The 22,324-nt window shown below is 45.6% G+C and carries 23 protein-coding genes, 1 tRNA gene and 1 riboswitch; of the genes, 9 read left to right on the top strand and 15 right to left on the bottom strand.

Annotation, left to right across the window (positions count from 1 at the left end):
- Positions 1 to 5: 5 nt before the first annotated feature.
- Positions 6 to 860, top strand: coding sequence for an alpha/beta hydrolase (locus B5G33_RS15220; RefSeq protein ID WP_087418232.1), 855 nt, complete (start codon positions 6 to 8; stop codon positions 858 to 860).
- A gap of 133 nt (positions 861 to 993) precedes the next feature.
- Here the strand turns inward: B5G33_RS15220 and B5G33_RS15225 are convergent, their stop codons facing one another.
- The 7 genes from B5G33_RS15225 to B5G33_RS15255 form a co-directional block, all read right to left on the bottom strand.
- Entirely contained in the window at positions 994 to 2,238 is a 1,245-nt protein-coding gene (locus B5G33_RS15225) for a GNAT family N-acetyltransferase (RefSeq protein WP_087418233.1), read from the bottom strand.
- A 36-nt stretch (positions 2,239 to 2,274) separates the two neighbouring features.
- Positions 2,275 to 2,709, bottom strand: coding sequence for a cupin domain-containing protein (locus tag B5G33_RS15230; protein ID WP_087418234.1), 435 nt, complete (start codon positions 2,707 to 2,709; stop codon positions 2,275 to 2,277).
- A gap of 77 nt (positions 2,710 to 2,786) precedes the next feature.
- Positions 2,787 to 4,031 carry an ethanolamine utilization protein EutH gene (locus B5G33_RS15235; protein ID WP_087273304.1) on the bottom strand — a complete coding sequence of 415 codons (1,245 nt, stop codon included), beginning with the start codon at positions 4,029 to 4,031 and terminating at the stop codon, positions 2,787 to 2,789.
- A 92-nt stretch (positions 4,032 to 4,123) separates the two neighbouring features.
- The gene (locus B5G33_RS15240; protein WP_087273302.1) at positions 4,124 to 4,666 is read right to left on the bottom strand and encodes a BMC domain-containing protein; all 543 of its coding nucleotides are present in this window, start codon (positions 4,664 to 4,666) and stop codon (positions 4,124 to 4,126) included.
- A 3-nt stretch (positions 4,667 to 4,669) separates the two neighbouring features.
- Positions 4,670 to 6,019, bottom strand: coding sequence for a 4Fe-4S dicluster domain-containing protein (locus B5G33_RS15245; protein ID WP_087418235.1), 1,350 nt, complete (start codon positions 6,017 to 6,019; stop codon positions 4,670 to 4,672).
- A 4-nt stretch (positions 6,020 to 6,023) separates the two neighbouring features.
- Positions 6,024 to 6,317: a EutN/CcmL family microcompartment protein gene (locus tag B5G33_RS15250; protein WP_087273298.1), complete on the bottom strand. Its 294-nt coding sequence runs from the start codon at positions 6,315 to 6,317 to the stop codon at positions 6,024 to 6,026.
- Positions 6,318 to 6,320: 3 nt separating this feature from the next.
- Complete coding sequence (locus tag B5G33_RS15255; RefSeq protein WP_087418236.1) at positions 6,321 to 7,121, bottom strand: hypothetical protein; 801 nt, start codon at positions 7,119 to 7,121, stop codon at positions 6,321 to 6,323.
- A gap of 400 nt (positions 7,122 to 7,521) precedes the next feature.
- Here B5G33_RS15255 and B5G33_RS15260 point away from each other — a divergent pair, with 400 nt between their 5' ends.
- From B5G33_RS15260 to B5G33_RS15280, 5 genes are all read left to right on the top strand, one after another.
- On the top strand, positions 7,522 to 7,785 hold the full coding sequence (locus B5G33_RS15260) for a hypothetical protein (RefSeq protein WP_087273293.1): 264 nt from the start codon (positions 7,522 to 7,524) through the stop codon (positions 7,783 to 7,785).
- A 66-nt stretch (positions 7,786 to 7,851) separates the two neighbouring features.
- Positions 7,852 to 8,340, top strand: coding sequence for an RNA polymerase sigma factor (locus B5G33_RS15265; protein WP_087273291.1), 489 nt, complete (start codon positions 7,852 to 7,854; stop codon positions 8,338 to 8,340).
- Complete coding sequence (locus B5G33_RS15270; protein ID WP_087273289.1) at positions 8,330 to 9,151, top strand: anti-sigma-I factor RsgI family protein; 822 nt, start codon at positions 8,330 to 8,332, stop codon at positions 9,149 to 9,151. Before B5G33_RS15265 ends, B5G33_RS15270 begins: the two co-directional genes overlap by 11 nt.
- A gap of 221 nt (positions 9,152 to 9,372) precedes the next feature.
- Positions 9,373 to 9,446, top strand: a tRNA-Arg gene (locus B5G33_RS15275).
- A 134-nt stretch (positions 9,447 to 9,580) separates the two neighbouring features.
- Positions 9,581 to 9,751: a hypothetical protein gene (locus B5G33_RS15280; RefSeq protein WP_242971352.1), complete on the top strand. Its 171-nt coding sequence runs from the start codon at positions 9,581 to 9,583 to the stop codon at positions 9,749 to 9,751.
- A 44-nt stretch (positions 9,752 to 9,795) separates the two neighbouring features.
- Here B5G33_RS15280 and B5G33_RS15285 read toward each other — a convergent pair whose 3' ends face one another.
- Both B5G33_RS15285 and B5G33_RS22020 read right to left on the bottom strand, forming a co-directional pair.
- Positions 9,796 to 11,022 (bottom strand): ATP-binding protein, encoded by a 1,227-nt coding sequence (locus B5G33_RS15285; RefSeq protein WP_087418237.1) that lies wholly within the window; start codon positions 11,020 to 11,022, stop codon positions 9,796 to 9,798.
- Positions 11,023 to 11,230: 208 nt separating this feature from the next.
- Positions 11,231 to 11,383 carry a hypothetical protein gene (locus tag B5G33_RS22020; protein ID WP_242974717.1) on the bottom strand — a complete coding sequence of 51 codons (153 nt, stop codon included), beginning with the start codon at positions 11,381 to 11,383 and terminating at the stop codon, positions 11,231 to 11,233.
- Between the two features lie 250 nt (positions 11,384 to 11,633).
- On the opposite strand from B5G33_RS22020, the gene B5G33_RS15295 reads away from it, so the two are divergent.
- A complete protein-coding gene (locus tag B5G33_RS15295) occupies positions 11,634 to 13,316 on the top strand; it encodes a phospho-sugar mutase (protein WP_087418238.1) in 1,683 nt (560 codons plus the stop codon).
- A 182-nt stretch (positions 13,317 to 13,498) separates the two neighbouring features.
- Positions 13,499 to 13,604, top strand: a riboswitch (TPP riboswitch).
- Positions 13,605 to 13,644: 40 nt separating this feature from the next.
- Complete coding sequence (locus tag B5G33_RS15300) at positions 13,645 to 14,310, top strand: energy-coupled thiamine transporter ThiT (protein WP_087273279.1); 666 nt, start codon at positions 13,645 to 13,647, stop codon at positions 14,308 to 14,310.
- Between the two features lie 202 nt (positions 14,311 to 14,512).
- Here B5G33_RS15300 and B5G33_RS15305 read toward each other — a convergent pair whose 3' ends face one another.
- Complete coding sequence (locus tag B5G33_RS15305; RefSeq protein ID WP_087418239.1) at positions 14,513 to 16,945, bottom strand: glycoside hydrolase family 31 protein; 2,433 nt, start codon at positions 16,943 to 16,945, stop codon at positions 14,513 to 14,515.
- Between the two features lie 30 nt (positions 16,946 to 16,975).
- Entirely contained in the window at positions 16,976 to 17,413 is a 438-nt protein-coding gene (locus B5G33_RS15310; RefSeq protein WP_242974718.1) for a carbohydrate ABC transporter permease, read from the bottom strand.
- A 22-nt stretch (positions 17,414 to 17,435) separates the two neighbouring features.
- Here B5G33_RS15310 and B5G33_RS15315 point away from each other — a divergent pair, with 22 nt between their 5' ends.
- On the top strand, positions 17,436 to 18,128 hold the full coding sequence (locus tag B5G33_RS15315) for a LacI family DNA-binding transcriptional regulator (protein WP_158229632.1): 693 nt from the start codon (positions 17,436 to 17,438) through the stop codon (positions 18,126 to 18,128).
- Here B5G33_RS15315 and hydF read toward each other — a convergent pair.
- Genes hydF through B5G33_RS15335 form a run of 4 tightly spaced genes read right to left on the bottom strand, consistent with a single transcriptional unit; the run spans position 18,123 to position 22,169 of the window.
- Positions 18,123 to 19,340: a [FeFe] hydrogenase H-cluster maturation GTPase HydF gene (gene hydF, locus B5G33_RS15320; RefSeq protein ID WP_087418242.1), complete on the bottom strand. Its 1,218-nt coding sequence runs from the start codon at positions 19,338 to 19,340 to the stop codon at positions 18,123 to 18,125. The two genes, B5G33_RS15315 and hydF, sit on opposite strands and share 6 nt — an antisense overlap.
- 19 nt (positions 19,341 to 19,359) lie before the next feature.
- Positions 19,360 to 20,778, bottom strand: coding sequence for a [FeFe] hydrogenase H-cluster radical SAM maturase HydG (gene hydG, locus B5G33_RS15325; protein WP_087418243.1), 1,419 nt, complete (start codon positions 20,776 to 20,778; stop codon positions 19,360 to 19,362).
- Positions 20,779 to 20,782: 4 nt separating this feature from the next.
- Positions 20,783 to 21,862: a [FeFe] hydrogenase H-cluster radical SAM maturase HydE gene (gene hydE, locus B5G33_RS15330; protein WP_087418244.1), complete on the bottom strand. Its 1,080-nt coding sequence runs from the start codon at positions 21,860 to 21,862 to the stop codon at positions 20,783 to 20,785.
- Positions 21,852 to 22,169 carry a TM1266 family iron-only hydrogenase system putative regulator gene (locus B5G33_RS15335; protein ID WP_087273261.1) on the bottom strand — a complete coding sequence of 106 codons (318 nt, stop codon included), beginning with the start codon at positions 22,167 to 22,169 and terminating at the stop codon, positions 21,852 to 21,854. Before B5G33_RS15335 ends, hydE begins: the two co-directional genes overlap by 11 nt.
- Positions 22,170 to 22,324: the final 155 nt, after the last annotated feature.

Raw genomic sequence — 22,324 nt, forward strand, 5'->3', positions numbered from 1 at the left:
TATCTATGATACATAAAGAGATTTCATTAAATCCTGAAGTTCCAGATGTAAAGCTGGTTACTTATCTCCTTTCTCCCTCCCGTGAAGTAAAGGTAGGCGAAAAAAAGCCGGCTGTGATTGTCTGCCCTGGAGGTGCATATCAGTTTTTGTCAGATAAAGAAGGCGAACCCATTGCTCTAAAATATAATGGGGAAGGTTTTCATAGTTTTGTATTCCGTTATCATGTAGGAACCGATGAATACACAAAACAGCCTCAGCCAATAATAGATCTAGCAAAAGCTATCCTTATTATCAAGCAGCATGCAGATGAGTGGGAAGTAGATCCGGACAAGATCAGTATCTGCGGCTTCTCTGCCGGAGGACATCTATGCGCAATGTACAGCTCTTTGTGGAAAGACAAATGGCTTTGCAAAACCTGCGGATGTAAAAGTGAAGATTTAAAAATCTCCGCAGCAGTCCTAGCATATCCTATGGCAGACTATGTTCTCGTAGAAACCATGCGTAGAAAAAGTCCTACAAACCTAATGGATCAGGTTAATACAGTGATGACAGGAACGAAAGATCCAGACATGGATATTATAGAAAAATGCAGCCCATTAAGTTATGTAAATAAAAATACCGTTCCTTGTTTTATCTGGCATACCTTTCAGGATGAACTGCTGGATGTGCGGAACAGCCTGCATTTTGCAGAAAAACTCTCTGAGTACCAGGTACCTTTTGAACTCCACGTATATGAAGAAGGCAGACATGGACTTGCTCTGGCATGTGAAGCCACAGACTGTGAGAAGCAAGAAAAGGAAAGAACTGCTGTGGAATGGTTCCAGGACATGATTGGCTTTCTCAGAAGAGGCAGAGCCTGAAACTCTCTTTTTCAACCTGTTATTTACATATACTAATGTATGAATTTCCGTAAAAAACCAGAGGACTATATCATTTTCCCCTTACAGTCCTCTGGTTTTTTTCCAGTCATCCTTTTCAGATATTCTTTCTTGTTTAGAAGTAAGTATAATTCTTAGGTTTCTCACTCCACCCTATGGCTTTCTGTATATCTCCTGCATAGCTTTCGTCACTGCAGCTCATTCTCCTGCTCCAGAGAATTTCTTTCAGGGGAATGGCTCCCATTACCAGGCTGGACAGGTCGGCAATATTAGTCTTCAGCTTTACATCTGCCCGGTCAGGTTCTTTACTGCTATCAAGGAGATTTACCTTTTCTCCTTCTATCCTGAGGAAGAAGCTCCGGTTGTTCTCTTCCACAAAGGTATCCTCCACCTGAAGCTCCAGGGTAAAGTTTCTCTCTGTCTTTGCCTCACAGTGATCCTGTTCTCGGAAATAGTTTTCCACACTGAGGATCCGGAACATATGACCCATGTTTTTCCTGGCAATCTCCTGGATGGCCCCGTCATAGGCTCTGTTTTCTCCGCTGTCTGGATTTGAGAAATACATCTGGAAATTTTCTTCAGAAGTATAAATTCGCACCCTTTCAATCTGGTCGGTCTGTGAGGCAAAGAATGTGAGGAATTCTTCCAAAGTATCCATATCTTCATACAGCATTTCCCGGACCGTCAGGTCATGATACATGTCTGTATAGTGATCTACAGAAGTAAATTCAAATGTAAGATATCCGGTAATCCTTCCATCTCTCCTGCACACAACCACATAAGGCATGTCGAAAATACGGTGAACGTCCATATAGGGATGGATGGTGGCTCCATGAGTCTTCTCTGCCACTCTCCGGTACAGCTTCAATATCTCCTCCTTGTCTTCTTCCCTGGCATATCCCAGGTGCTCCTTGTGTCCGAAGGAACGGATATACTGAGGCTTGGGAGAAAACATCATGCTTTCGTTGCAGTAGCCATAACCCATTTTCCCATAGAAAGCCGGGTTAAAGGGATGAAGGCCTCCCACTGGGGTTCCTGTCCCTGCAAAGACTCCTATGGCTACCCGGATCATATTTCTTGCCACATGCTCTTTTTTTCGGAGAAAACCGGTGGAAACATAGGCGATGCCTCCCATTTTCATCAGTTTTCCCCTTATATTCTGCTGGAAATCCATCATCAGCAGAGAGCCGATCAGAACACCTTCATCATCAAAGCAGCCCAGGTACCGGCCTTCCTGGGGACTTACCAGTTCTTCCGGCATATTTTTCAGGAGCTCCGGAGGCGTCTTGGATGGAAAGCCAGTGACTACATTTCTCTGAAGCTGCCTTACCTCTTCCGGCTTTACAAAGCGTATCTCCATGTCCGTCTCCTTTCTGCTGTCCATTTACGGCATATTCTACTGCCAGTCTGCCGGATATACGAAATATGCATATCTTGCAGTGGAAGGCGTCTGGAAATGGATATGTGAGTTTTTAGGAATATAAATGATATCCCCCGGATTTGCTGTCAGCACCCTGCCGTCAATCTCAATTTCCAGAACTCCGTCAATGACCATGTCATACTCATCATAGGTCAGTGTCCATTCAAAGCTGGTATGATCCAGTTCCATGATCCCGCAGCCCATCCTGGGAGCTTCCTCCAGAGTAACCACGTCTTTAAGACTTACGCCGTCCTGCTCAAATCTCTCGCATTTTACTGTATCTGTCTTGATCTTGATAATACCGCTGGGATCTTTTTCTTTTACAAAGTCTTCTTTTTCTGTATTCTGCACTGCAGATTCTTCCAGGATCTTCTGTACGATCTGCCGCACTAATTCTTCACTTACGTTCATTATCCCTCTCCCTTCTGGGTTCCAGTCTTTTTCCGGCCCGTATCCCCGGGCCGGAGCCTTTGGTTCAAAACTTCCGTCTATTCCTCGTCGTCTCCGCCCTGAGCTTTAATGGTAGACTGTACTTTGTCAAGGAGCTTCGGCGCCAGGACATTTGCAAGGATAAGCGCAGTAATACCTGCTACAAGTTTTCCTACGATAACCGGGAAGATCATGTCGGAGTTTACGCCGGCGGTAAATCCCAGGTGGTCGCCGAATACGAAGGCTGCACTTACAGCAAAGGCAACGTTGAGAAGTTTTCCTTTTGGATTCATGTCGCCCATAACGTTAAACATAGCAATATTGTTTGCCAGTGTAGCTACCAGACCTGCGCATCCTGTCTCGTTCATGCCCAGTTTCTTTCCAAGGGCGTTCAGTGGTTTTCCGAATGTACGGGTGATCCACTCTACCATAGGGAATGCTCCGATCAATACGATAGAAATCTGTCCGCAGGTAAGAAGTCCGGATTCCAGAGGAATGGTTCCCTCTGCGTCTGGCTCTACCATAAGGTTAAACAGCGGGAATTCAATGCCTGTCTGATATTCGAAAACAGCAATGGCAGTCAGCGCTGTGATCACAATGGTAACGCCTGTTCCAAACTTGTTAAATCCGCTGATCATCTTGCCGGGGATTATCCACAGACCGATGACGATCAGGGCTGCAATGATAATAACCGGAATCAGGTTTACAAGAATGGTGATGATATCAATCTTATACTGGGTCATGTTCATTACAAGACCGCCTACGATACAGCCAATAGGAATGGTGATCATACCTGCCAGGATACCGGCTCCCAGATAAGCTCTGTCTTTCTTTTTAATGATAGAAAGGGCAACTGGAATGGTGAATACCAGGGTCGGTCCCATCATGGTTCCCAGGATCAGTCCTGAAAAGTTTCCAATGGTATCATTAGAGGCAAGCTCCATAGCCAGGGGATATCCGCCCATGTCGCAGGCCAGAAGGGTAGTTGCAAACATGGAAGCATCTGCGCCGAACAGTCTGTAAATCGGCACAATGATTGGTTCCAGGATAACGGAGAGTACCGGCGCTGCAGCTACAACTCCTGCCATAGCCATGGCCAGAGGGCCCATCGCGTTGAAGCCTTCTTCAAATTTTTCTCCATATCCTTTTTTATTCCCCCGAATTTTGTCAATAGCTCCTACCAGCATAAAGATCATCATGATCAGGATGATTACAGAGTTAATAGAAATATTCTGAACCCATCCGCTTATGCTCTCAGTAAAAACGCCGACATTTGTAATATTATCTATTAGTTCTTGAAACATAGATCCTCCTCCTTTTTGTGATTTCATGTTTCTCTAGTGTACTGCTGCTGTCCTTTGAAAATGGTCTCTTTGAAATTTTCTTTTCATCTGCCTTATAAAAGAGACTGAAATACCTGAGGCGCCGGTCTTGGGATAACTGTGCTTTCCACATAGAGCTCTTTATCCCTCTTTGCGGCTTCTACTGCGGCTCTTACTGCACCTACGTCTCCTGTAAGTGTAACAAAGCCTTTTCCGCCTACTGCATAGCCCATCCGGACTTCGATCAAAGTGATATTGGCCGCTTTTGCTGCCTCATCCGCTGCCAGGATAGCGGAGGCCATGGAATAGAATTCCACAACTCCCACTGCCTGGGGATTTTCTACTGTTACTGTACCGGAAAGTGCCGGAATAAGCTGTTCATGGACATTGGAAATCCGCAGGGAGTCCACCACAAATTCTCCTCCCTGTGCCAGTCCCGCCTCCATAGAGGCCTTTACGTCTCCTGTATCTCCTCCTACAATGACCACATACTTTCCCGGGCATACAGTGGAGGCCCGAAGGAGCTCCACCTGAGCGGCCTTTACCATGTAATCGCTGACTTCGATTCCTCTGGCAATACTGGACAGTTCTATCATTCCGATTGCTTTGCTGCTCATAGCTTATACCTCCTCCCTGCAGATTTTAATGCCTTCCTGGGTGACTTCTGTCACCACTCCGGCCATACCAGTGTGAATGTTAAGGGAAAGCCCCTCTGCGGCTTTGGCAGCCAGTTCTCCCTTTTCCACATGCTGTCCCGGATGTACCACGGGAACTGCCGGCTTTCCGATATGCTGACGTAGAGGAAGGTAACATGTATTTACATCCAGTTCTTGAAAAACCGGCAGTTTCTGAGACACATAGGGGGCAAGTCCCAGCCGGGCGATCAGCCTTTTTGTAGGAATCTTCTTGTGCTCAATTCCAGCTCTGGCCTGGGGAGCCATATTTCTCTCAGATTTTACTTCCCATTTGTTCAAAATACCTTTTGCATATTCATTCATTTTTCTCGGTGACAATCCCATTGGACAGGCGAACATTTCGCAGACACCGCAGGAACAGCAGTTTACTGCGCTTCCAAAGGCTTTTTCCGCTTTCTCAGAAGAATTTATGAGGTTTTCTCTCCAGAGATTTCTCATGACCATATTAGGTCTTACCTCATGGCCGATAAGGAAACGGGGGCACATATCGGTGCACATCCTGCACTGGATACAGGCAGATTTTGCAATGTGGATCATCTGAGGCACGGTTTTCTCACTGCGCCTTACCAGATAATGGTCCTTCGGAAGGACCAGAAGATTTCCTGTAGTCTTTGTTACCACAGCGCTCTGGATTTCTTCCTGGGTCCGGAGCATTTTTCCCATCATAGGGCCTCCCAGGATCACTGCATAATCCCGGGGGATGATTTCCGCTTCTTTCAATATATCTGTGATCAATGTTCCCAGAGGCACATGAAACATCTTTGTCTCTTTTACCGCCCCTGTTACAGAAAGAAATTTCTCACAGACCGGGGTTCCCTCCAGCGCATCTGCTATAGACAGCACAGTCCCTACATTATCTACTACACAGCCTACGTCCAGAGGCAGTCCCTTCTCAGGAATGCTCCTGCCTGTTACATTCCAGACCAGGACCTGCTCGTCTCCTGCCGGGTAGAATGCCTCTGACTGAAAGATTTCTACCGATGCATTCAGCTTTTCTATGGCCTGGGACAGGGCCTGGATCTCTCTTTTGTATTCTCCCTTCAGGGCAATGACGCCGTGAGCCGCTCCCAGATGGGAAGCGATTTTTGCTGTGGTCTCCACGATTCTCTCCGGATAGGTCCTGCACAGATACTTATCCGTTTCGATCAGCGGCTCGCACTCTGCCCCGTTTACTATGAAATATTCTGCTTTAGCCTTCAGCTTTACATGGGTGGGAAATCCAGCCCCGCCGGCTCCGGCTACTCCTGCAGATTGGATCAATTCTAAAAATTCCATGGCATCACCGCTTTCCTTCTACCAGATCTTCTTCGATTTCCTGATCGTCTACAATCCCCACCACGGTAGCGTCTACGGGAATATCCATGCCTCCGGCTGCCCCTCTGGCGGAGCTGCCTCCTACATAGATTACCTTTTCTCCCACTCCTGCGCCGATAATATCCGCCGCTACAATGGGATACTCTATGGGAGAGTCATCCAGCAGATTTAAAGGCTGGAGTACCAGAAGCTTCAGGCCCGCCAGTTTTTCTTCCTTTCTGGTGGCCCAGATATTTCCGATCACTCTTGCTGTCTTCATCCTCTACTCTCCCTTCTTTTCCGGGCAGGTGTCCCGTCTTACTGAAATACCGTATCTGGAAGCATATTCCCTTGCCAGATCCGTGAAGATCGTCTTTTCTCCCACCAGGATTCTGGATATTTTTTTCTCCTTTATAGCGGCCATATCCCGCTCTGTAATGACTTTTTTAGTTAAAATCATTTCTTCTTCCTGGCAGGGTGCTGTATTGTCCTGTTTTTTTTGTGCCGGGCACTCCCTGTCTCCTTTTTCGGCTCCAGCTTCTGTCTCTGTGCCTGTGAGAAGGGCTGCCATGCGGCTGTGAGGAGTCAGGATTACTCCGCTTTTTTCCAGAAGTTCCAGGTTTTCCGCCAGCCTGTCAAAATAGGCCTTGGGAGCCGTATCTTTATAAGCAAAGAGTTCTACCCCTTCTCTGGCTACCAGGATTTTCTTTCCCAGCAAAAGGGCTTCTCCGAAGATTCTGGTAAAGTCACTGTCAAAGATTCCCGCCGCCAGTTTTCCCAGAGCTTCGTTTGACAGGGTATATACCACAATAGCTTCATAATCCCCGGCCTTACAGGTACCCTGAGCAAGAAGGGCGCACTCTGTTTTATACTCTTTTGCCAGTATCTGGTTTTCCAGAGTTTCATGGCAGATTTCGCCGTGCTTCTCCGTAAGGATCAGTATTTTAGGCTTTCCAGAACCCTGGCACTGCTCCGATGCCTCATCGGAGGACCCCAGGTCTTTTCCCTGGCCGGCTTCTTCCAGAGCACTGACTTTTTCCAGGACTCTTGCGCATATTGCACTGATCAAAGCCTCTGTATCCATCTCTCTCCTCCTGATAGGACGGGAAGGCAATATATTTCCTTCCTTTTGCTGTCTCTGGTCTGCCTTAGCCTTATAACAGCAAAAAAGCGCTTGATTAACCAACTATGCTTCGCTGGAGCATAGTCAGAAAACAAGCACTTCATCGTCCTTAGATTATAATCCATTCGTATCCACTACATCGCACATACGCCTAAATTAAATTTATTATAACATTTTGACTATTTTTTGTCAACTTTGTCTAAATATTTTCATATTCCTCCAGACAGTTTTATCTAATTTTCCTGATGAGAATATTTTTTAGATTTTATATCTTTTTTCAATATTTTGAATGAAATTCCCTTTCTCAATCGTATAAATAGTGAAACCAGAAAATAAAATTTTTCAGATCAGGGGTGTTGTTATGAGAAAATTTGTCAAAAAAATAGTTATTGGAACGGCTGCTGCATTATTGGTAACTACTGGAGTATTTGCTTCCGGCTGGGAGAATGCTGCAGAAAGCCAGGCATCGCCACAGCCTCAGGCATGCAGCTGGTGTCAGGAAAAATCACACTGTTATGAAGATATAGACAAGAATGGCATCTGCGATTATTATAGTTCTCACAGGAACTGCACACATTCTTGCCGGAAAAACAGCGGTTTCTCTCATCACTGCTTTACACACTAACGTCCGGAACAATTGGGGGATTTACGGGCGGAAAGCAGGAATAAATAAGAAGGGCGTGAAAAAGAAATGCGAAGTGAGGAAGAGGCTTCCAGGGCCATAGACCTATACGGAGATACTGTAAAAAGGATCTGCATGCTTCATTTGAAAAATTATTCTGACACCGAAGATATTTTTCAGACGGTGTTTTTAAAGTATGTCCTTCATGCTCCTGTTTTTGACAGTTCCGAGCATGAAAGGGCCTGGATCATACGGGTAACCATCAATGCCTGCAAAGATCTTCTGAAAAGTTTTTTCAGAAGCAGGACCCTTCCTCTGGATTCTATTATAGAAAAGCCAGGCGAACCTGACTCAGATTACAGTGATGTCCTGGAAGCCGTCTTGTCTCTTCCCCCAAAATATAAGGATGTTGTTTATCTCTATTATTACGAAGAATATTCCGCTGCAGAGATCAGCAGGATTCTTCACAAAAATGTAAATACTGTGTATACCCTTCTAAACCGTGGAAGACAGGCTCTCAAAACCAAATTGGAGGAGGTGGATGAACATGGAAAATAAGGAAAAATTAAAAGCTGCTTTTGATCAGGTTCATGCCGGGGATGCTTTGAAATCCAATACGAAAAATTACCTTTTTGAGCATGTATATAAGAAAGGCCATGTTCCCAGAACTTTCCTCCGGAGATTTGCAGTCTCAGCAGCCTGCTCTCTCCTTGTTTTCCTGGCCGGAGGCTCCTATCTGTTCTTCACGCCTACTGCTTTTATCAGCGTAGATGTAAACCCCTCTCTGGAACTTGGAATTAATCGCTTTGATCGGGTGGTCTCGGTCACCGGATATAACGAAGACGGCCAGAATCTGGCGGATAATCTGAGCCTTAAGTATCTGAATTATGCAGAAGCCCTGAAAAACCTTCTGGCAGATGAAGAGATGGAAGTCTATCTGGCCGATAATGCAGATGTGGTACTGACTGTAGCCGGAGACAATGAATCCCAAAGCAGCGAAATCCTGCAGAATGTAGAGTCCTCTATGTCCGAACATGAAAATGTATACTGCCATTCCAGCAATACAGAAGAACTCCACCACGCCCACGACGCTGGTCTCTCTTTTGGAAAATATCAGTCCTGGGAAATCCTTCAGGACCTGGATGCCGGCATCTCCCTGGAAGAAATCCAGGATATGACTATGACTGAAATCCGGGATTTAATCTGGAAATACTCTCAGGAAAAATTCCAGGAAAATCCTATGTCTGGTGATTCCGAAAACATGGAGGATTCCCAGGAGTGCCCCCTTGATGGTTCACAAGATTCCTCTGATGAAGAGAATTCCCTAAAGCATCTCCATGGACATCATGGGCAGTCCGAAGATGAATAGGGATGCATCCAGAATGAAAAACAGGCTATCCCCTTCTGCAGATCAAAAATAAATGCTTGCCAAAAAACACAAGTTATAGTATCATAGAAAGGCAGGAAATCTGCAGATGTCGCTATAGCTCGGCTGGATAGAGGACCGCCTCCTAAGGTGGCAGCCCGTTCAAGTCCAAAACTGAATAATTTGGTTGTAGCGGTTGCATAAAACCGTTATAATATAGACAAGTTCCTGTAGCTCAGTAGGATAGAGCGATTGCCTCCTAAGCAATAGGCCGCTGGTTCGACTCCAGTCAGGAACGTATAAACGCCATGAATCCAAGGATTTGTGGCGTTTTCTCTTTTAGAAATTCATGCATGGATATAAAATGCATAAATATAAATTCCTGCTAATTGGACTTGAACTGCTTTACCAACTTCTGCTAATAAAATCAGTGTGCTTGCTAGGCAGGCCAACAACTATATCAACAACGTGGAGAAATTCTTTGATGAAGGCAATCCAAATCCTACCGCCTTAAACGAATTTATCGCAGAGGCAAAGAAGCTGGATTCCAAAGCGATGTCCTACAACTTCGGTATTATGAAAGAACTGAATAGTAAAAAATAGAAGTGGTCAGTCACACATAAGGGAGGCTGACCACTTTCTATTATCTATATAAGATTACAAGGAATAAAGCAGTTTTTCTGATCAATCGGTATTACTTCTTCGCACATGCAGACAATACCGCCGCTGCCACGTTCTAAGGTTGTCTTGTCGAGCACCTCGTATTTTTTGATTTCTCTGCGATCAGGATTTGCAGATTTTTTGATTTCCAGCGGATGAACCAATCCATTTTCTTCTACAATCACATCAATTTCTTTTGCGTTAGAATCACGGTAGTATGTCAGGTTTGCTTTATCTGCTGAGTAAGAAAAACTTTTCAAAAGCTCGATCACAACATAGTTTTCAAAATAGTGTCCGTTTACGGCACCATTCATCAGGGTATCTCTGGTAAGCCACATAGACAGATAGGCACACAGTCCGGTATCACAGAAATACAGTTTGGGTGTTTTTGTTAATCGCTTCAATTCATTATTGGCAAAGGGCGGCAGAAGATAGACAATGCCTAATCCCTGCAAGATCCGCAGCCATTCTTTGGCTGTGGGCTGAGAAATTTCGGCTGCCTCCGCCAAAGTTTTATAATTTACCTGCTCGGCTGTCAAGGCAGCACAGGCAGTAAGAAATTTTCGGAAACGTACAGAATCGGTAATACCGCCTTCTTCCGCCACATCCCGCATCAGGTAGGTTTCAATATAAGAATTGAAATATTCCTGTCTCTGCTCGGCATCGGCCCGTAGCGCGTCTGGCATCCCGCCGCGCCAGATATGCTCGAACACATCTACAATATCATTCTTTTTTGCCGTTTTCTGCCGCTCCAAAAGACACGGCAGAGAGAAATCCAGTTTGTTTGTAAAAACTTCTCCGTCTACTTCATTTTTGGAAAAGCTGTATAGCTCCAGAATCCCGATTCTTCCGGCCAGTGTATCGCGGATATTTTTCATCATCTTATACTGCTGGGAGCCGGTCAGCCAGAATAAACCTCTTTCTTCGGTTTCATCGCACATAATTTTAATCTGTTCAAACAGCTCCGGGGCTTTCTGTATTTCATCAATGATGATTGGAGGCTTGTAAGTCTGAAAGAACAATACGGGATCTGTTTGGGCCAGGGTTCTTGCCATTGTATTATCCATAGAAATGTAAGTGCGGTTTTGTCCCTCGGCCAAATGTTTCAGCATGGTAGTTTTACCAACCTGCCGCGCACCTGTTACAAGCACTGCTTTGAAAAAGGAACTCATACGCAAAAATTTCCGTTCCAATGCTCGCTCAATATATGGCATAACATGACCTCCTTATTTTTAGGAAAATATAAAGTTTGCTTTATTTTATCCTAAAAACATACCCTTGTCAACTACTGCAAAGCACATTGAAACCGCGTTTTGCTCCCTAATGTAACCAATATAATATATGATTGGTTACATCCGTATAATAGCTACCCCCTGTTTTTTAGATTACCCATGCGAAAAAATATTTATTCAAAGCAATAAGTTATTTTCCCGTGCTGCCAAAAGCGCCCGCGCCGCGTTGTCCGCCCAGGTCATTCACGAAATCTGCAATCACCACAGGCATGATGATAAAGCGGTCAGCGCCGCCATTGGTGCAGGTGGAAAGGGTCAGCACCTTGCCGCTGCCTGCTGCCATGGCAATGCAGATCAGAAGCACGCCTCGGCGACAACACCGACTCCTGAACCGTGGGACAGCCTTTGGGCTGTTTTACATATCATCCTCTGATTACCGTCTTCATCTTTTATTTTTTTCTTTATAAGCTGTAAAAACGCTGTAAAAACCTTCAGGGAATGATTGCCGTTCGCCTTTAAACATGGTATATTAGTAATATGTATTGTGATGATTTCACAAAAAAACTATAAAGAATATGGTAGGAGTGGTAAAAATGTATCAGGAAGAGTATAAGCGTTGGTTAAACGCAGATCTGGAGGATGCGGATTTAAATCCGGAATTATCCCGGATCGAAGGAAACGATGATGAAATTAAAGAACGTTTTGCAGTAGCCCTGAAATTCGGTACAGCCGGGCTTCGCGGTGTATTGGGAGCAGGAACAAACCGCATGAATATTTATGTAGTCCGCCAGGCTACTCAGGGCCTTGCGAACTGGGTAAAAACTCAGGGCGGCACACAGACTGTTGCTATCAGCTACGACAGCCGTCTGAAAAGTGATGTGTTTGCCAAGAATGCCGCTGGAGTTCTGGCAGCAAATGGAATCAAGGTAAGGATTTATGACGCCTTAATGCCTGTACCGGCCCTTTCCTTTGCAACACGTTACTACAACTGCAACGCAGGTGTCATGGTAACAGCATCTCATAACCCTGCAAAATACAATGGATATAAAGCTTACGGTCCCGATGGCTGCCAGATGACTGATGACGCCGCCGCTATTGTATATGAAGAAATCCAGAAGACAGATGTACTTACCGGCGCAAAATATATGTCCTTTGCTCAGGGCGTTGAAGAAGGTCTCATCCGTTTTGTAGGGGATGACTGCAAGAAAGCCCTGTATGAAGCTATCGAATCCAGACAGGTTCGTCCAGGTCTGTGCAAAACAGCCGGCCTGAAATTAGTATACAGCCCTCTGAATGGTTCAGGTCTTGTACCGGTAACTCAGGTATTAAAGGACATTGGTATCACCGATATCACCATTGTTCCTGATCAGGAATATCCTAACGGCTATTTCACCACCTGCAGCTATCCGAACCCGGAAATCTTCGAGGCTCTGGAGCAGGGACTGAATCTGGCAAAAGAAACCGGAGCCGACCTGATGCTTGCCACTGACCCGGATGCAGACCGTGTAGGCATTGCCATGAAATGCCCGGATGGTTCCTATGAACTGGTAAGCGGAAATGAAGTAGGCGTACTCCTTCTGGACTACATCTGTGCAGGACGTATCGAAAAAGGCACTATGCCTGAAAAAGCTGTAGCTGTAAAATCTATTGTATCCACTCCTCTGGCAGATGCTGTAGCTGAGCACTACGGAGTAGAATTAAGAAGTGTTCTCACCGGCTTTAAATGGATCGGCGATCAGATCGCACAGTTAGAGGCTGCTGGAGAAGTTGACCGTTTCATCTTCGGTTTCGAAGAGAGCTACGGCTATCTGGCAGGTCCCTATGTTCGTGATAAAGACGCTGTTATCGGCTCTATGCTGATCTGCGAAATGGCTGCTTACTACAGAAGCATCGGAAGCTCTCTGAAACAGAGAATGGAAGAAATCTATGCTCAGTACGGACGTTACCTTAACAAGATTGACAGTTTTGAATTCCCAGGATTAAGCGGCATGGACAAAATGGCCGGAATCATGGAAGGTCTGAGAAAGAATCCTCTTACTGAAATCGCAGGATACAAGGTTACAAGCGTAACCGACTATACAAAGCCGGAAGAAACCGGACTACCTTCCGCCAATGTTCTCATCTATAAACTTGAGAACAAGGAAACTGTTATCGTTCGTCCTTCAGGAACAGAGCCAAAGATTAAAGTATACTATACAACCCTTGGCAAAGACCTGGCAGAGGCTCAGGCAGAGAAAGACAAGCTGTCTGAAGCTATGAAGCCAATCATGGCATAAAAACAGAGAAAACTATAATGCTTTCAAACAATAGGCAGCACAACCTATAAACTGTCTGCTGTCATGAATAATAGGCGGTTCGCAGAGCGGACCGTCTGTTTTTAAGACCTTTCCGGTCCGATTTCCCCTCTTGACATTTTTCCCTGATATGTATAATATAAAGTCCGGTTAAACTACATAAGATTGATAACAAGGGGAGCTTGTGTTACAGGCTGAGAGGAAGTTGTAAGCTTCGACCCATAACCTGATTTGGATAATGCCAACGTAGGGATGCGTTATTTTACTACAGCCCTTTTGTTTTCAGTCTTGGAAACAGGAGGGATTTTTTATGTTTCAATTTCTTGTTAATGCAGAAGGAGGACTGACTACCGCCGGATATGTACTCTGCATTGCCGCAGGGATTCTTCTTTTCGTGGCAGCCCTTGTCTTTGCAGGCAGGATTTCAGAGAAGAAAAAGATGGGAACCAGACAGCTTGTTTTCTGTGCCATGGCCATGGCGCTGGCTTTTATTACCTCTTATCTGAAGCTGTTCAATATGCCCTGGGGCGGAAGCGTGACTTTATGCAGTATGCTTTTCATTGTTCTTATAGCAAACTGGTATGGTCCAAAGACTGGTATTCTGGTAGGACTGGCCTACGGTATCCTGCAGTTTATCCAGGAACCCTATGTACTTTCTTTGTTTCAGGTATGCTGCGACTATATCCTGGCCTTTGCCGCTCTTGGCGTAGCAGGATTCTTTGCAAAGAGTAAACATGGTCTATTGAAAGGCTACATAGCTGCCGTCATCGCCAGAGGCGCTTTCCACGCCCTGGGCGGTTATCTCTACTGGATGGACTACATGCCAGACAATTTTCCAAAGGCACTTACCAGTGTATATCCTATTGTCTACAACTACAGCTATTTAGTTGCAGAAGGAATTATAACCGTGATCATCATTTCCATCCCTGCAGTATCTAAGGCCTTGAATCGGGTAAAACAGACTGCACTGCAGTAAAAACAAAAAATTCTGCCCTTTTTGCAGACAGGGAGCTGTCGCATTAATCAAAATCGAGAATATTTATACATTTTATTGCTCAGTCTGTGCCGCTTTGAGCCTATGGTCTCAAAGCTATGCTCGACAAATTCGCATAAAATGTGTAAATATTCCTGACATATGACTAATGCGACAGCCCCCTGTTCTCTTTTTATATTTTTTTCTACGCTGTTATAATCTCTGTCAGCACCCCAAGCAGCTCTGAATCCAGTTCCATGGCCTGAAGCTGGGATAAAAGTATGGTTTTATCTTCTGCATCTCTTACCATCTGATAGATTACGTCCTTCAGGACGAATTCAATCTCTGCTTGGTTCAGGAAATCAAAGGCGTAAGCCGCTATATCATTTTCTTTTTCTTTAATATTTCTCAGAAGAATCTGGATTTCCTGTGCAGAATCTAATTCTCCCAGGTCACAGCTCAGACTGGCTTTTTCTCTGTCATAAGCGATTTCTCCCAGTCTCCTTTCTCCTGCTACCGAAATCCTTACTGTTGTTTCCGGGAAGCTTTCTCTGGAAAGCTCTGCTGCTGCCTCTGTCTGGCAGGGCGCTACCTCATGGAAGATTACCTTCCAGTTTCTCTTCTGAGGCAGAAGCTCCTGGCTGCCCTGAGGGCTTTCGATTATCAGCTCTGCTGCATTCTCTCTGCTGTCCCAGGAAAAAGTCATAGGAGTCTTTACAAATTTCCCTTTTTTGTAATCTTCTGTTTCGCTGTCGTCTTCATAGAGTACAAAACTTCCGTCTGCGCCGGGATAAACATGAAGACACATTTTTTCCGGATTTTTCTGGATACTGTCCACCTCTTCTGTCATAGGAATAATAGCCCCTGCTTTTGCCAGCACAGGGAAGGAAGACAGTCCCCGATACATGTTCATCATTCTTCCACCCCGGTATTTCATTCCGGTAAACACATCGTACCAGGTTCCCTTTGGCAGCCAGGCCCTTACTTTTCCTACGTTCAGGCGGTCAATCTGAGGCGCTGTAATAGGCGCACACAGAAGCTGGTTTCCGAAGAAATACTGATTCGGCACTTCATAGGCTTCCCATTCTTCCGGATAGTCGTAGTACATAGGAAGAACCAGAGGAAGACCTTCCTCATAGGCCCGGTAGTTCATAGTGTAAAGATAAGGTACCATCCGGTGTCTCAGCTGCAGGAAACCTTTCATCATATCTGCAATGTCCTTCCGGTATCTCCAGGGTTCCTTGGCATTAAACTCACTGTTGCTGGAGTGAAGACGCATAACAGGAGAGAATACTCCGAACTGGAGCCACCGTCCTGCCATCTCATCATTTTTGATTCCCATCATATGGCCGCCGATGTCATGGCTCCACATGCCGTATCCAATGTTGGAGGCTGTAGCTGTAAAGTAAGGCTGGAAAGCAAGAGATGCCCAGGTCACAATGGTATCTCCGGAAAATCCTATGGGATAGCGGTGGCTTCCCGGTCCTGCGTATCTGGAAAAAGTCATAGGGCGTTTTCCCTCTCGCCCACTGTCCAGATAATGGTAATGGTTCAGCACCCAAAGAGGGTCCAGTCCTTCTACCTTGCTGAGGCCTCCGGACTGCCAGTCAAGCCACCAGAAATCCACGCCTTGTTTTTCCATAGGGTGGAAAATATGTTTAAAGCATGCTTCCAGGAAATTGGGATCTGCCGGGTCAAAGTTTATGGGCTGCTCTTTTTCCCAATCTACTCCCATTTCTTCTGCCACTGCCCTGTACTGCTCTTCGTGAGCCCGAACACCGTCTGCGGGGTGGACATTTAATGTCACTCTCATATTCCGGTTATGGAGCCACTGAAGGAACTCCTCCGGGTCTGGAAACAGATCTCGATTCCAGGTGTATCCTGTCCACCCGCTTCCGTACTTTGGATCAATGTCTACCAGATGCCAGTCCATATCAATAACCGCCACAGAAAAAGGAATTTTCTCCTTTTCAAATCGGTTCATCAATTCTTTATAGGATTCCTCTGTATATTTATAATACCTGCTCCACCAGTTTCCCATGGCATATCTGGGAATCATAGGGCTTTTTCCGCAGAGATAATAGAAATCTTTCAGAGCCCTTTTATATTCATGTCCATAGCCCCAGAAATAAAGATCCTCTTCCTGATGGCTCCTTGGTTCTATCCAGCCATCCTCGCGAAGAAGGAGAGACTTACTGTCATCCAGCAGGGAAAATCCATTTTTTCCGATAATCCCTCTTTCCAGAGGGATTTCTCCGTCTGCCTCGTCCAGTGTTCTGGCTGTCCCCTTCAGGTCCTGAAAGTCCTGTCCATAATGCCAGATACTTCCATAGGCGCTGAAATTTCCCACAGCCTGGATAGATAAACCATTGGGCGAAAATTTCTTTTTGTCATAGATCAGATGAAGCATAGAAGTAAAGATTTCCAGCTGCTCTTCTGTCTCTTTATAAGTAAAGTCTACTTTAGGGAAATCCCGGTTCCACACGCTCTGGGTAGCCCGGTCCTCAAAAATACCCTCTTCACTGTATTCCAGCCTGACAAGGCCTTCTGTAAGCATAGTAATCCTGTATTTTTCTCCCTGAAGGATGTTCTCCGGGTCTGCTTTTGGATTTGTCTGGATTTTCCAGTTTTTATTCATTGTTTCTCCTCCTGTTTTCATTTATATATGTCAGCCCTTTACAGCTCCTGAAGCCACACCTGCCACAAAGCGTTTCTGGAAGATTACATAAACAATGATGACCGGAAGGATTGAGATAGTCGTAGCTGCAAACAATCCGCCGTAATCTGTGGAATATCTTCCGTTAAACAATGTCAGCCCCACTGCCAGAAGCTGTTTGTTTTCACTGTCAATCATCAGGTAGGGCCACAGGTAATCTTCCCATACCCACAAGAACTGGAAAATGGCAATAGCCGAAATTCCATTCTTACACAAGGGCAGAATCAATTTATGGAAAGTCTGAAACTCGTTGGATCCATCCATCCTGGCTGCTTCGATAAGCTCATCAGGAATCGTTTCCATGTTTTGCTTCATCATAAAGATGCCGAAACCGCTGACCATTACCGGCAGGATCAGGGACAGATAAGAATCCTGAAGTCCTGCTTTCATAAACATGGTGTATCTGGGGATAATGGTTACAGACCAGGGAATCCCTCTGGTAGACCCTTACAACAGCGCCTTCTTTGGAGAGCTGGCCAGAGAAATCCAAAAAAATGGCTATGATCTCATGCTCCACTATATCAAGGATTATTCTGAGGTAAATTATTGCCTAAAATCCTGGAAGGTAGCCGGAGCGGTATTCATTGGTTCTTTCGATGATAATATCCGCCAGATCCAGGAGGATAATCATATCCCTCTGGTCTTTATCGGACCTGAAGCCATCGGAAACGGCGTTATCATGCACCGGCTCCAGGGATTCTGCAGCTATCTGCGGGAAGCCGGCATCCAGCTTCCGTCAGAACATATTATCAATCTGACCGGTCAGAATATAGAGGATATCCTGAAAATGCTGAAAAAAGCTCCTCATCCCGTAACTGGCATTTTTACCACAGCAGATAACTGCGCCTTTGAAATCTATGGGGCAGCTTACCGTCTGGGATACCGGATTCCTGAAGATTTTTCCGTCATAGGTTTTGATGATAACTCCATGAGCCGCCGTGCAATCCCTCCCCTGACTACTATCCGACAGGATATCTGTCAGAAAGCCCAGCTTGCCTGTCAAATGCTCATGAAAAAAATCGAAGATGCAAAATCTCCTGCCGAAAATATCATCCTGGATGTAGATCTGATAGAAAGAGAATCTGTCCTGGACCTTTCTCTATGAGAAAGGTTCCAGGCTCCTCTCCAATATCCCATTCATATAGGCGATAATAATCCCATAATTAGTCATAGGTACGCCCTGGTCCTCTGCACAGCTCAGCCGGTACTTCATTTCCCGCTCATTGAGCATGCATCCGCCGCAGTGGACAATGAGACTGTACTCTCCCAGCTCATCGGGGAATTCTGTTCCTGATGTAAAAGAAAATTCCAGATTTTTCCCCGTATATTTCCTTATCCAGGCCGGAAGTTTTACAGTGCCGATATCTCCGCACTGCCGGTGATGGGTACAGCCCTCGCTGATCAGCACCTTATCCCCGTCTTTCAGCTTTTCCAGAGTCCTTGCCCCTTCTACTACAGTTTCCAGATTCCCTTTATATCTGGCAAAGAGAATGGAAAAAGAAGTCAGAAGAAGCTCTTTGGGAGTATCTTTGGAAACTCTTCCAAATACCTGGCTGTCGGTGATTACCAGCCTTGGCTTCTTTCCTAAACTCTCCAGAGTCTCCTTTAACCGGTCTTCTTTAATGACCACAGATACTGCATCTGCGTCCAGAATGTCCCGGATAGTCTGCTGCTGTGGAAGGATCAGCCTTCCTTTTGGAGCAGCTTTATCAATAGGCACTACCAGCACAACAAAATCTCCGGGAGACAGCAGGTCTCCCACGATTTTCTTCTGGTTTTCCTCTGTACTGGCCAGAACTGCCAGCCGCTCCTTTAATTCCCGGACGCCCGTTCCCTCCTGAGCGCTGACCCAAAGGTAGTCTTTTCCTTCCTGGTACCCTTCCGGCAGACTGGAAAGGGTCTGACAGACCTCTTCCTCTGTAAGCAGGTCCCTCTTATTCAGTACCAGGATGCTGGGAATATTTTTCTTGTGGATCCTTTCCAGCAGAGCCTGGTCCTCCCTGCTCATACCAGCCTTTCCATCAATGACCAGGACTGCTGCGTCTGTCTTGTTCAGCACCTGATAACTTTTCTTTACCCGAAGGCCGCCTAATGCTCCCTCGTCGTCGATTCCCGGAGTATCCATCATTACTACAGGTCCCAGGGGAAGCAGTTCCATAGCTTTGTAAACCGGGTCTGTTGTCGTTCCCTTTACATCTGATACTACTGCCAGCTCCTGTCCTGTTACCTTATTCATAACACTGGATTTTCCTGCGTTTCTCTTCCCAAAAAATCCAATATGTACCCGCTCAGAGGCAGGCGTCTGATTCATTCCCATGTAAAGCCTCCTGTCTGTGTCAGAACCGGAAATCTCTGTTTCCTTTCTCAATTTCAATAAGCCGTTCCTGTACAATCTCCCTGGTACGTTCTCTTGGGATTTCTTTTATCTGCTCCTGGATCAGTTTCAGGCCTTTTTCCACTGTATCAGGGGAAGCATAATCCATAAGGTATTCCTTTAAGGTCATAAGAGCGTTAGGCAGGCAGCAGTTCTGGATCTGTCCGGATTTGCACAGAGACATGAACCTGTCTCCTGTCCTTCCCTCCCGGTAGCAGGCTGTGCAGAAGCTGGGCACATATCCCATTCCCATCAGCCAGTTCACCACTTCATCCAGGGTACGGTTGTCGCTAACCTCAAACTGTTCTGAAGATTCTTCCTCTGGCTCTGGTTCTGCATAGCCTCCTACGCTGGTCCTGGAACCGCCGGAAATCTGTGAAATTCCCAGATGAAGGACTCTTTCCCTGCATTTCTGATTCTCTCTGGTAGAGATGATCATACCTGTATAAGGCACTGCAATTCGGATACAGGCCACGATTTTCGCAAAAGTGTCATCGTCAATACCATTGTCAAAAGCATCCGGGTCAATATCATCTGCTTTTCTGACTCTGGGCACGCTGATAGTATGGGGTCCAACTCCATATACTGCCTCCAGATGCTCTGCATGCATCAGCAGGCCGGCAAACTCATAACGATACATTTCAAGTCCAAAGAGAACGCCGCATCCCACATCGTCAATTCCGCCTTCCATGGCACGGTCCATAGCTTCTGTATGATAATTATAGTCATGTTTTGGTCCTGTGGGATGGAGTTTCAGATAGCTTTCCTTATGGTAGGTCTCCTGAAACAGAATGTAGGTTCCGATTCCTGCTTCTTTCAGCTTTCTGTAGTTTTCCACAGTAGTAGCGGCAATATTTACGTTTACCCTGCGGATAGCGCCGTTTTTATGTTTGATACTGTAGATAGTCTTAATGCTCTCCAGCACATACTCAATGGGACAGTTCACCGGATCTTCTCCTGTTTCCAGCGCCAGTCTCTTATGCCCCATATCCTGAAGAGCGATAACCTCCTGACGGATTTCCTCCTGGGTCAGTTTCTTTCTGGGAATATGCTTATTCTTGGCATGATATGGACAGTATACACAGCCGTTTACACAGTAATTGGACAGATATAAAGGAGCAAAAAGCACGATGCGGTTTCCATAAAAATCCTTCTTGATCTGCTCTGCCAGGGCATATATTTCCTGGTTTTTATCTTCCAGGTCACAATCCAGAAGCACCGCTGCCTCTCTGTGGCTTAGCCCTTTTCTCAGTTTTGCTTTTTCCAGAATCTGGTCGATCAGTTCCCTGTTGTGTTTATTTTCCTCTGCATAGGCAAGGGTTTCCATGATCTCCTCATGGTTAATAAAATCATCTGCACATTTTGATTTTGGATCATACATAATCCTATACCTCCTCTGTTTTTGAAATATAATCTCCCCGGTCTACTACGACTTCATATCCGATTTCCCCCATAGATGCCCTCAAGGCGTCCAGACATTCTGCCGCTTCCTTCCCTGTATGGATCTTGTTGTCATACAGCAGGTATTTTTCCCTGACATTTTCCGGGGATAGGTTTGGCATTACTACATTTGCCCCTGCCAGGACTCCCCTTTCTCTCCCTCTGGGATCAATGGTTCCCAGGGCTGTAGTAGCCGGCAGGAGCACATTTGGAAGAAGGAGCCGTACCAGACTCAAAAGATATAAAGTCTGCTCCAGTTCTCCCTGTTTCTTCTCCCGAAAGGGTGTATCGTGATGAGGAATGAAAGGGCCGATCCCCACCATTTCCGGCTGGAGTTTCTCCAGAAATTCCAGGTCATCCATGAGAGTTTCTGTGGTCTGTCCCGGAGATCCCACCATAATCCCTGCTCCAGTTTGGTACCCCAGGCTTTTCAGGTCTTCCAGGCACTGAATTCTGTGGGCAAGGGAAAGTTCTTTTGGATGAAGTTTTCTGTAATGAGCTTCATTGGCGGTCTCATGCCGGAGCAGATATCTGTCTGCCCCTGCCTTCTTAAAGAGCTGGTAGCTTGCTCTCTCCTTTTCTCCAATAGATAAGGTTATAGCACAGTCTGGAAATTCCTTTCGGATTTTTCCTACTATCCTGACTATTCTCTCATCATTAAAATAAGGGTCTTCTCCCCCCTGAAGGACAAAGGTGCGAAAGCCCAGTTCATATCCGGCTCTGCAGCAGTTCAGAATCTGATCTTCAGTTAGCCGATAACGGGACGCATTTTTATTGCTCTTTCGGATTCCACAGTAGTAACAGTCATTTTTACAATAATTCGTAAATTCAATGAGACCCCGGATAAAGATTTTCTTTCCGTAAATCCGGTCTCGCAGCTCTGAGGCCTTTTGGGCTAAAAGCTCTGCCCGCTCACTATTTCGGCCTTCCAGCAAAGTTCTCCATTGATTCCTGTTCAGATGCCTGCCGCTGGAAAGCTCCTGGAAGCAAACCTGAAATTCCTCTTCACTGATTTTATTTTCCATCCTGTGAGTCCCCTTCCGTCCCTTTTTCTTTTCCTCTGGTCTTCTCTGAAGAGCTCTCTCTGGAATAGATTGCTTTGGAACTGACCCCTGGAAGTCTTCCCATTTTTCCAGCCAGAGCACTGATCACATCTGACGGGGCATCCAGGACTACACTGATAATATTCACCTGTTTTTTCTCGTATGGGATTCCCATTCGTCCAATGATAAATTCACTGTATTGATGGAGCAGCTCATTTACCCTTCCTGCCATTTCCCGGTTTTCAATAATAATTCCGATTACGGCAATCCTGGAATTCTCTTTATCCATATATCTCCTCCTTCCCTTTTCATCCCCGGATAAACTTAACCGGCAGGCGCCTGTTATACAGGCATCATGGCCCCTTTCTGGGTCTATAGCACAGAAAAAGGACCCGAAAGGGTCCCTCTTGTTTTAAACTATTACAGATTTTGTTTACAGCTATT

The sequence above is a fragment of the Blautia sp. An81 genome, assembly GCF_002161285.1.
GTDB classification, from domain to species: domain Bacteria; phylum Bacillota; class Clostridia; order Lachnospirales; family Lachnospiraceae; genus Blautia; species Blautia ornithocaccae.

Bases quoted from the DNA above. Each gene is read 5' to 3' on its own strand.
- B5G33_RS15310 (WP_242974718.1), bottom strand. From the start codon at position 17,413: ATGAAAGCAGGACTTCAGGATTCTTATCTGTCCCTGATCCTGCCGGTA.
- B5G33_RS15285 (WP_087418237.1), bottom strand. From the start codon at position 11,022: ATGCCATATATTGAGCGAGCATTGGAACGGAAATTTTTGCGTATGAGT.
- B5G33_RS15305 (WP_087418239.1), bottom strand. From the start codon at position 16,945: ATGAATAAAAACTGGAAAATCCAGACAAATCCAAAAGCAGACCCGGAG.
- hydG (WP_087418243.1), bottom strand. From the start codon at position 20,778: ATGTATGATCCAAAATCAAAATGTGCAGATGATTTTATTAACCATGAG.
- B5G33_RS15220 (WP_087418232.1), top strand. From the start codon at position 6: ATGATACATAAAGAGATTTCATTAAATCCTGAAGTTCCAGATGTAAAG.
- B5G33_RS15265 (WP_087273291.1), top strand. From the start codon at position 7,852: ATGCGAAGTGAGGAAGAGGCTTCCAGGGCCATAGACCTATACGGAGAT.
- B5G33_RS15235 (WP_087273304.1), bottom strand. From the start codon at position 4,031: ATGTTTCAAGAACTAATAGATAATATTACAAATGTCGGCGTTTTTACT.
- B5G33_RS15335 (WP_087273261.1), bottom strand. From the start codon at position 22,169: ATGGATAAAGAGAATTCCAGGATTGCCGTAATCGGAATTATTATTGAA.
- B5G33_RS15300 (WP_087273279.1), top strand. From the start codon at position 13,645: ATGTTTCAATTTCTTGTTAATGCAGAAGGAGGACTGACTACCGCCGGA.
- hydF (WP_087418242.1), bottom strand. From the start codon at position 19,340: ATGGGAATGAATCAGACGCCTGCCTCTGAGCGGGTACATATTGGATTT.
- B5G33_RS15230 (WP_087418234.1), bottom strand. From the start codon at position 2,709: ATGAACGTAAGTGAAGAATTAGTGCGGCAGATCGTACAGAAGATCCTG.
- B5G33_RS22020 (WP_242974717.1), bottom strand. From the start codon at position 11,383: ATGGCAGCAGGCAGCGGCAAGGTGCTGACCCTTTCCACCTGCACCAAT.
- B5G33_RS15260 (WP_087273293.1), top strand. From the start codon at position 7,522: ATGAGAAAATTTGTCAAAAAAATAGTTATTGGAACGGCTGCTGCATTA.
- hydE (WP_087418244.1), bottom strand. From the start codon at position 21,862: ATGGAAAATAAAATCAGTGAAGAGGAATTTCAGGTTTGCTTCCAGGAG.
- B5G33_RS15225 (WP_087418233.1), bottom strand. From the start codon at position 2,238: ATGGAGATACGCTTTGTAAAGCCGGAAGAGGTAAGGCAGCTTCAGAGA.
- B5G33_RS15245 (WP_087418235.1), bottom strand. From the start codon at position 6,019: ATGGAATTTTTAGAATTGATCCAATCTGCAGGAGTAGCCGGAGCCGGC.
- B5G33_RS15295 (WP_087418238.1), top strand. From the start codon at position 11,634: ATGTATCAGGAAGAGTATAAGCGTTGGTTAAACGCAGATCTGGAGGAT.
- B5G33_RS15240 (WP_087273302.1), bottom strand. From the start codon at position 4,666: ATGAGCAGCAAAGCAATCGGAATGATAGAACTGTCCAGTATTGCCAGA.
- B5G33_RS15315 (WP_158229632.1), top strand. From the start codon at position 17,436: ATGGTTACAGACCAGGGAATCCCTCTGGTAGACCCTTACAACAGCGCC.
- B5G33_RS15270 (WP_087273289.1), top strand. From the start codon at position 8,330: ATGGAAAATAAGGAAAAATTAAAAGCTGCTTTTGATCAGGTTCATGCC.
- B5G33_RS15255 (WP_087418236.1), bottom strand. From the start codon at position 7,121: ATGGATACAGAGGCTTTGATCAGTGCAATATGCGCAAGAGTCCTGGAA.
- B5G33_RS15250 (WP_087273298.1), bottom strand. From the start codon at position 6,317: ATGAAGACAGCAAGAGTGATCGGAAATATCTGGGCCACCAGAAAGGAA.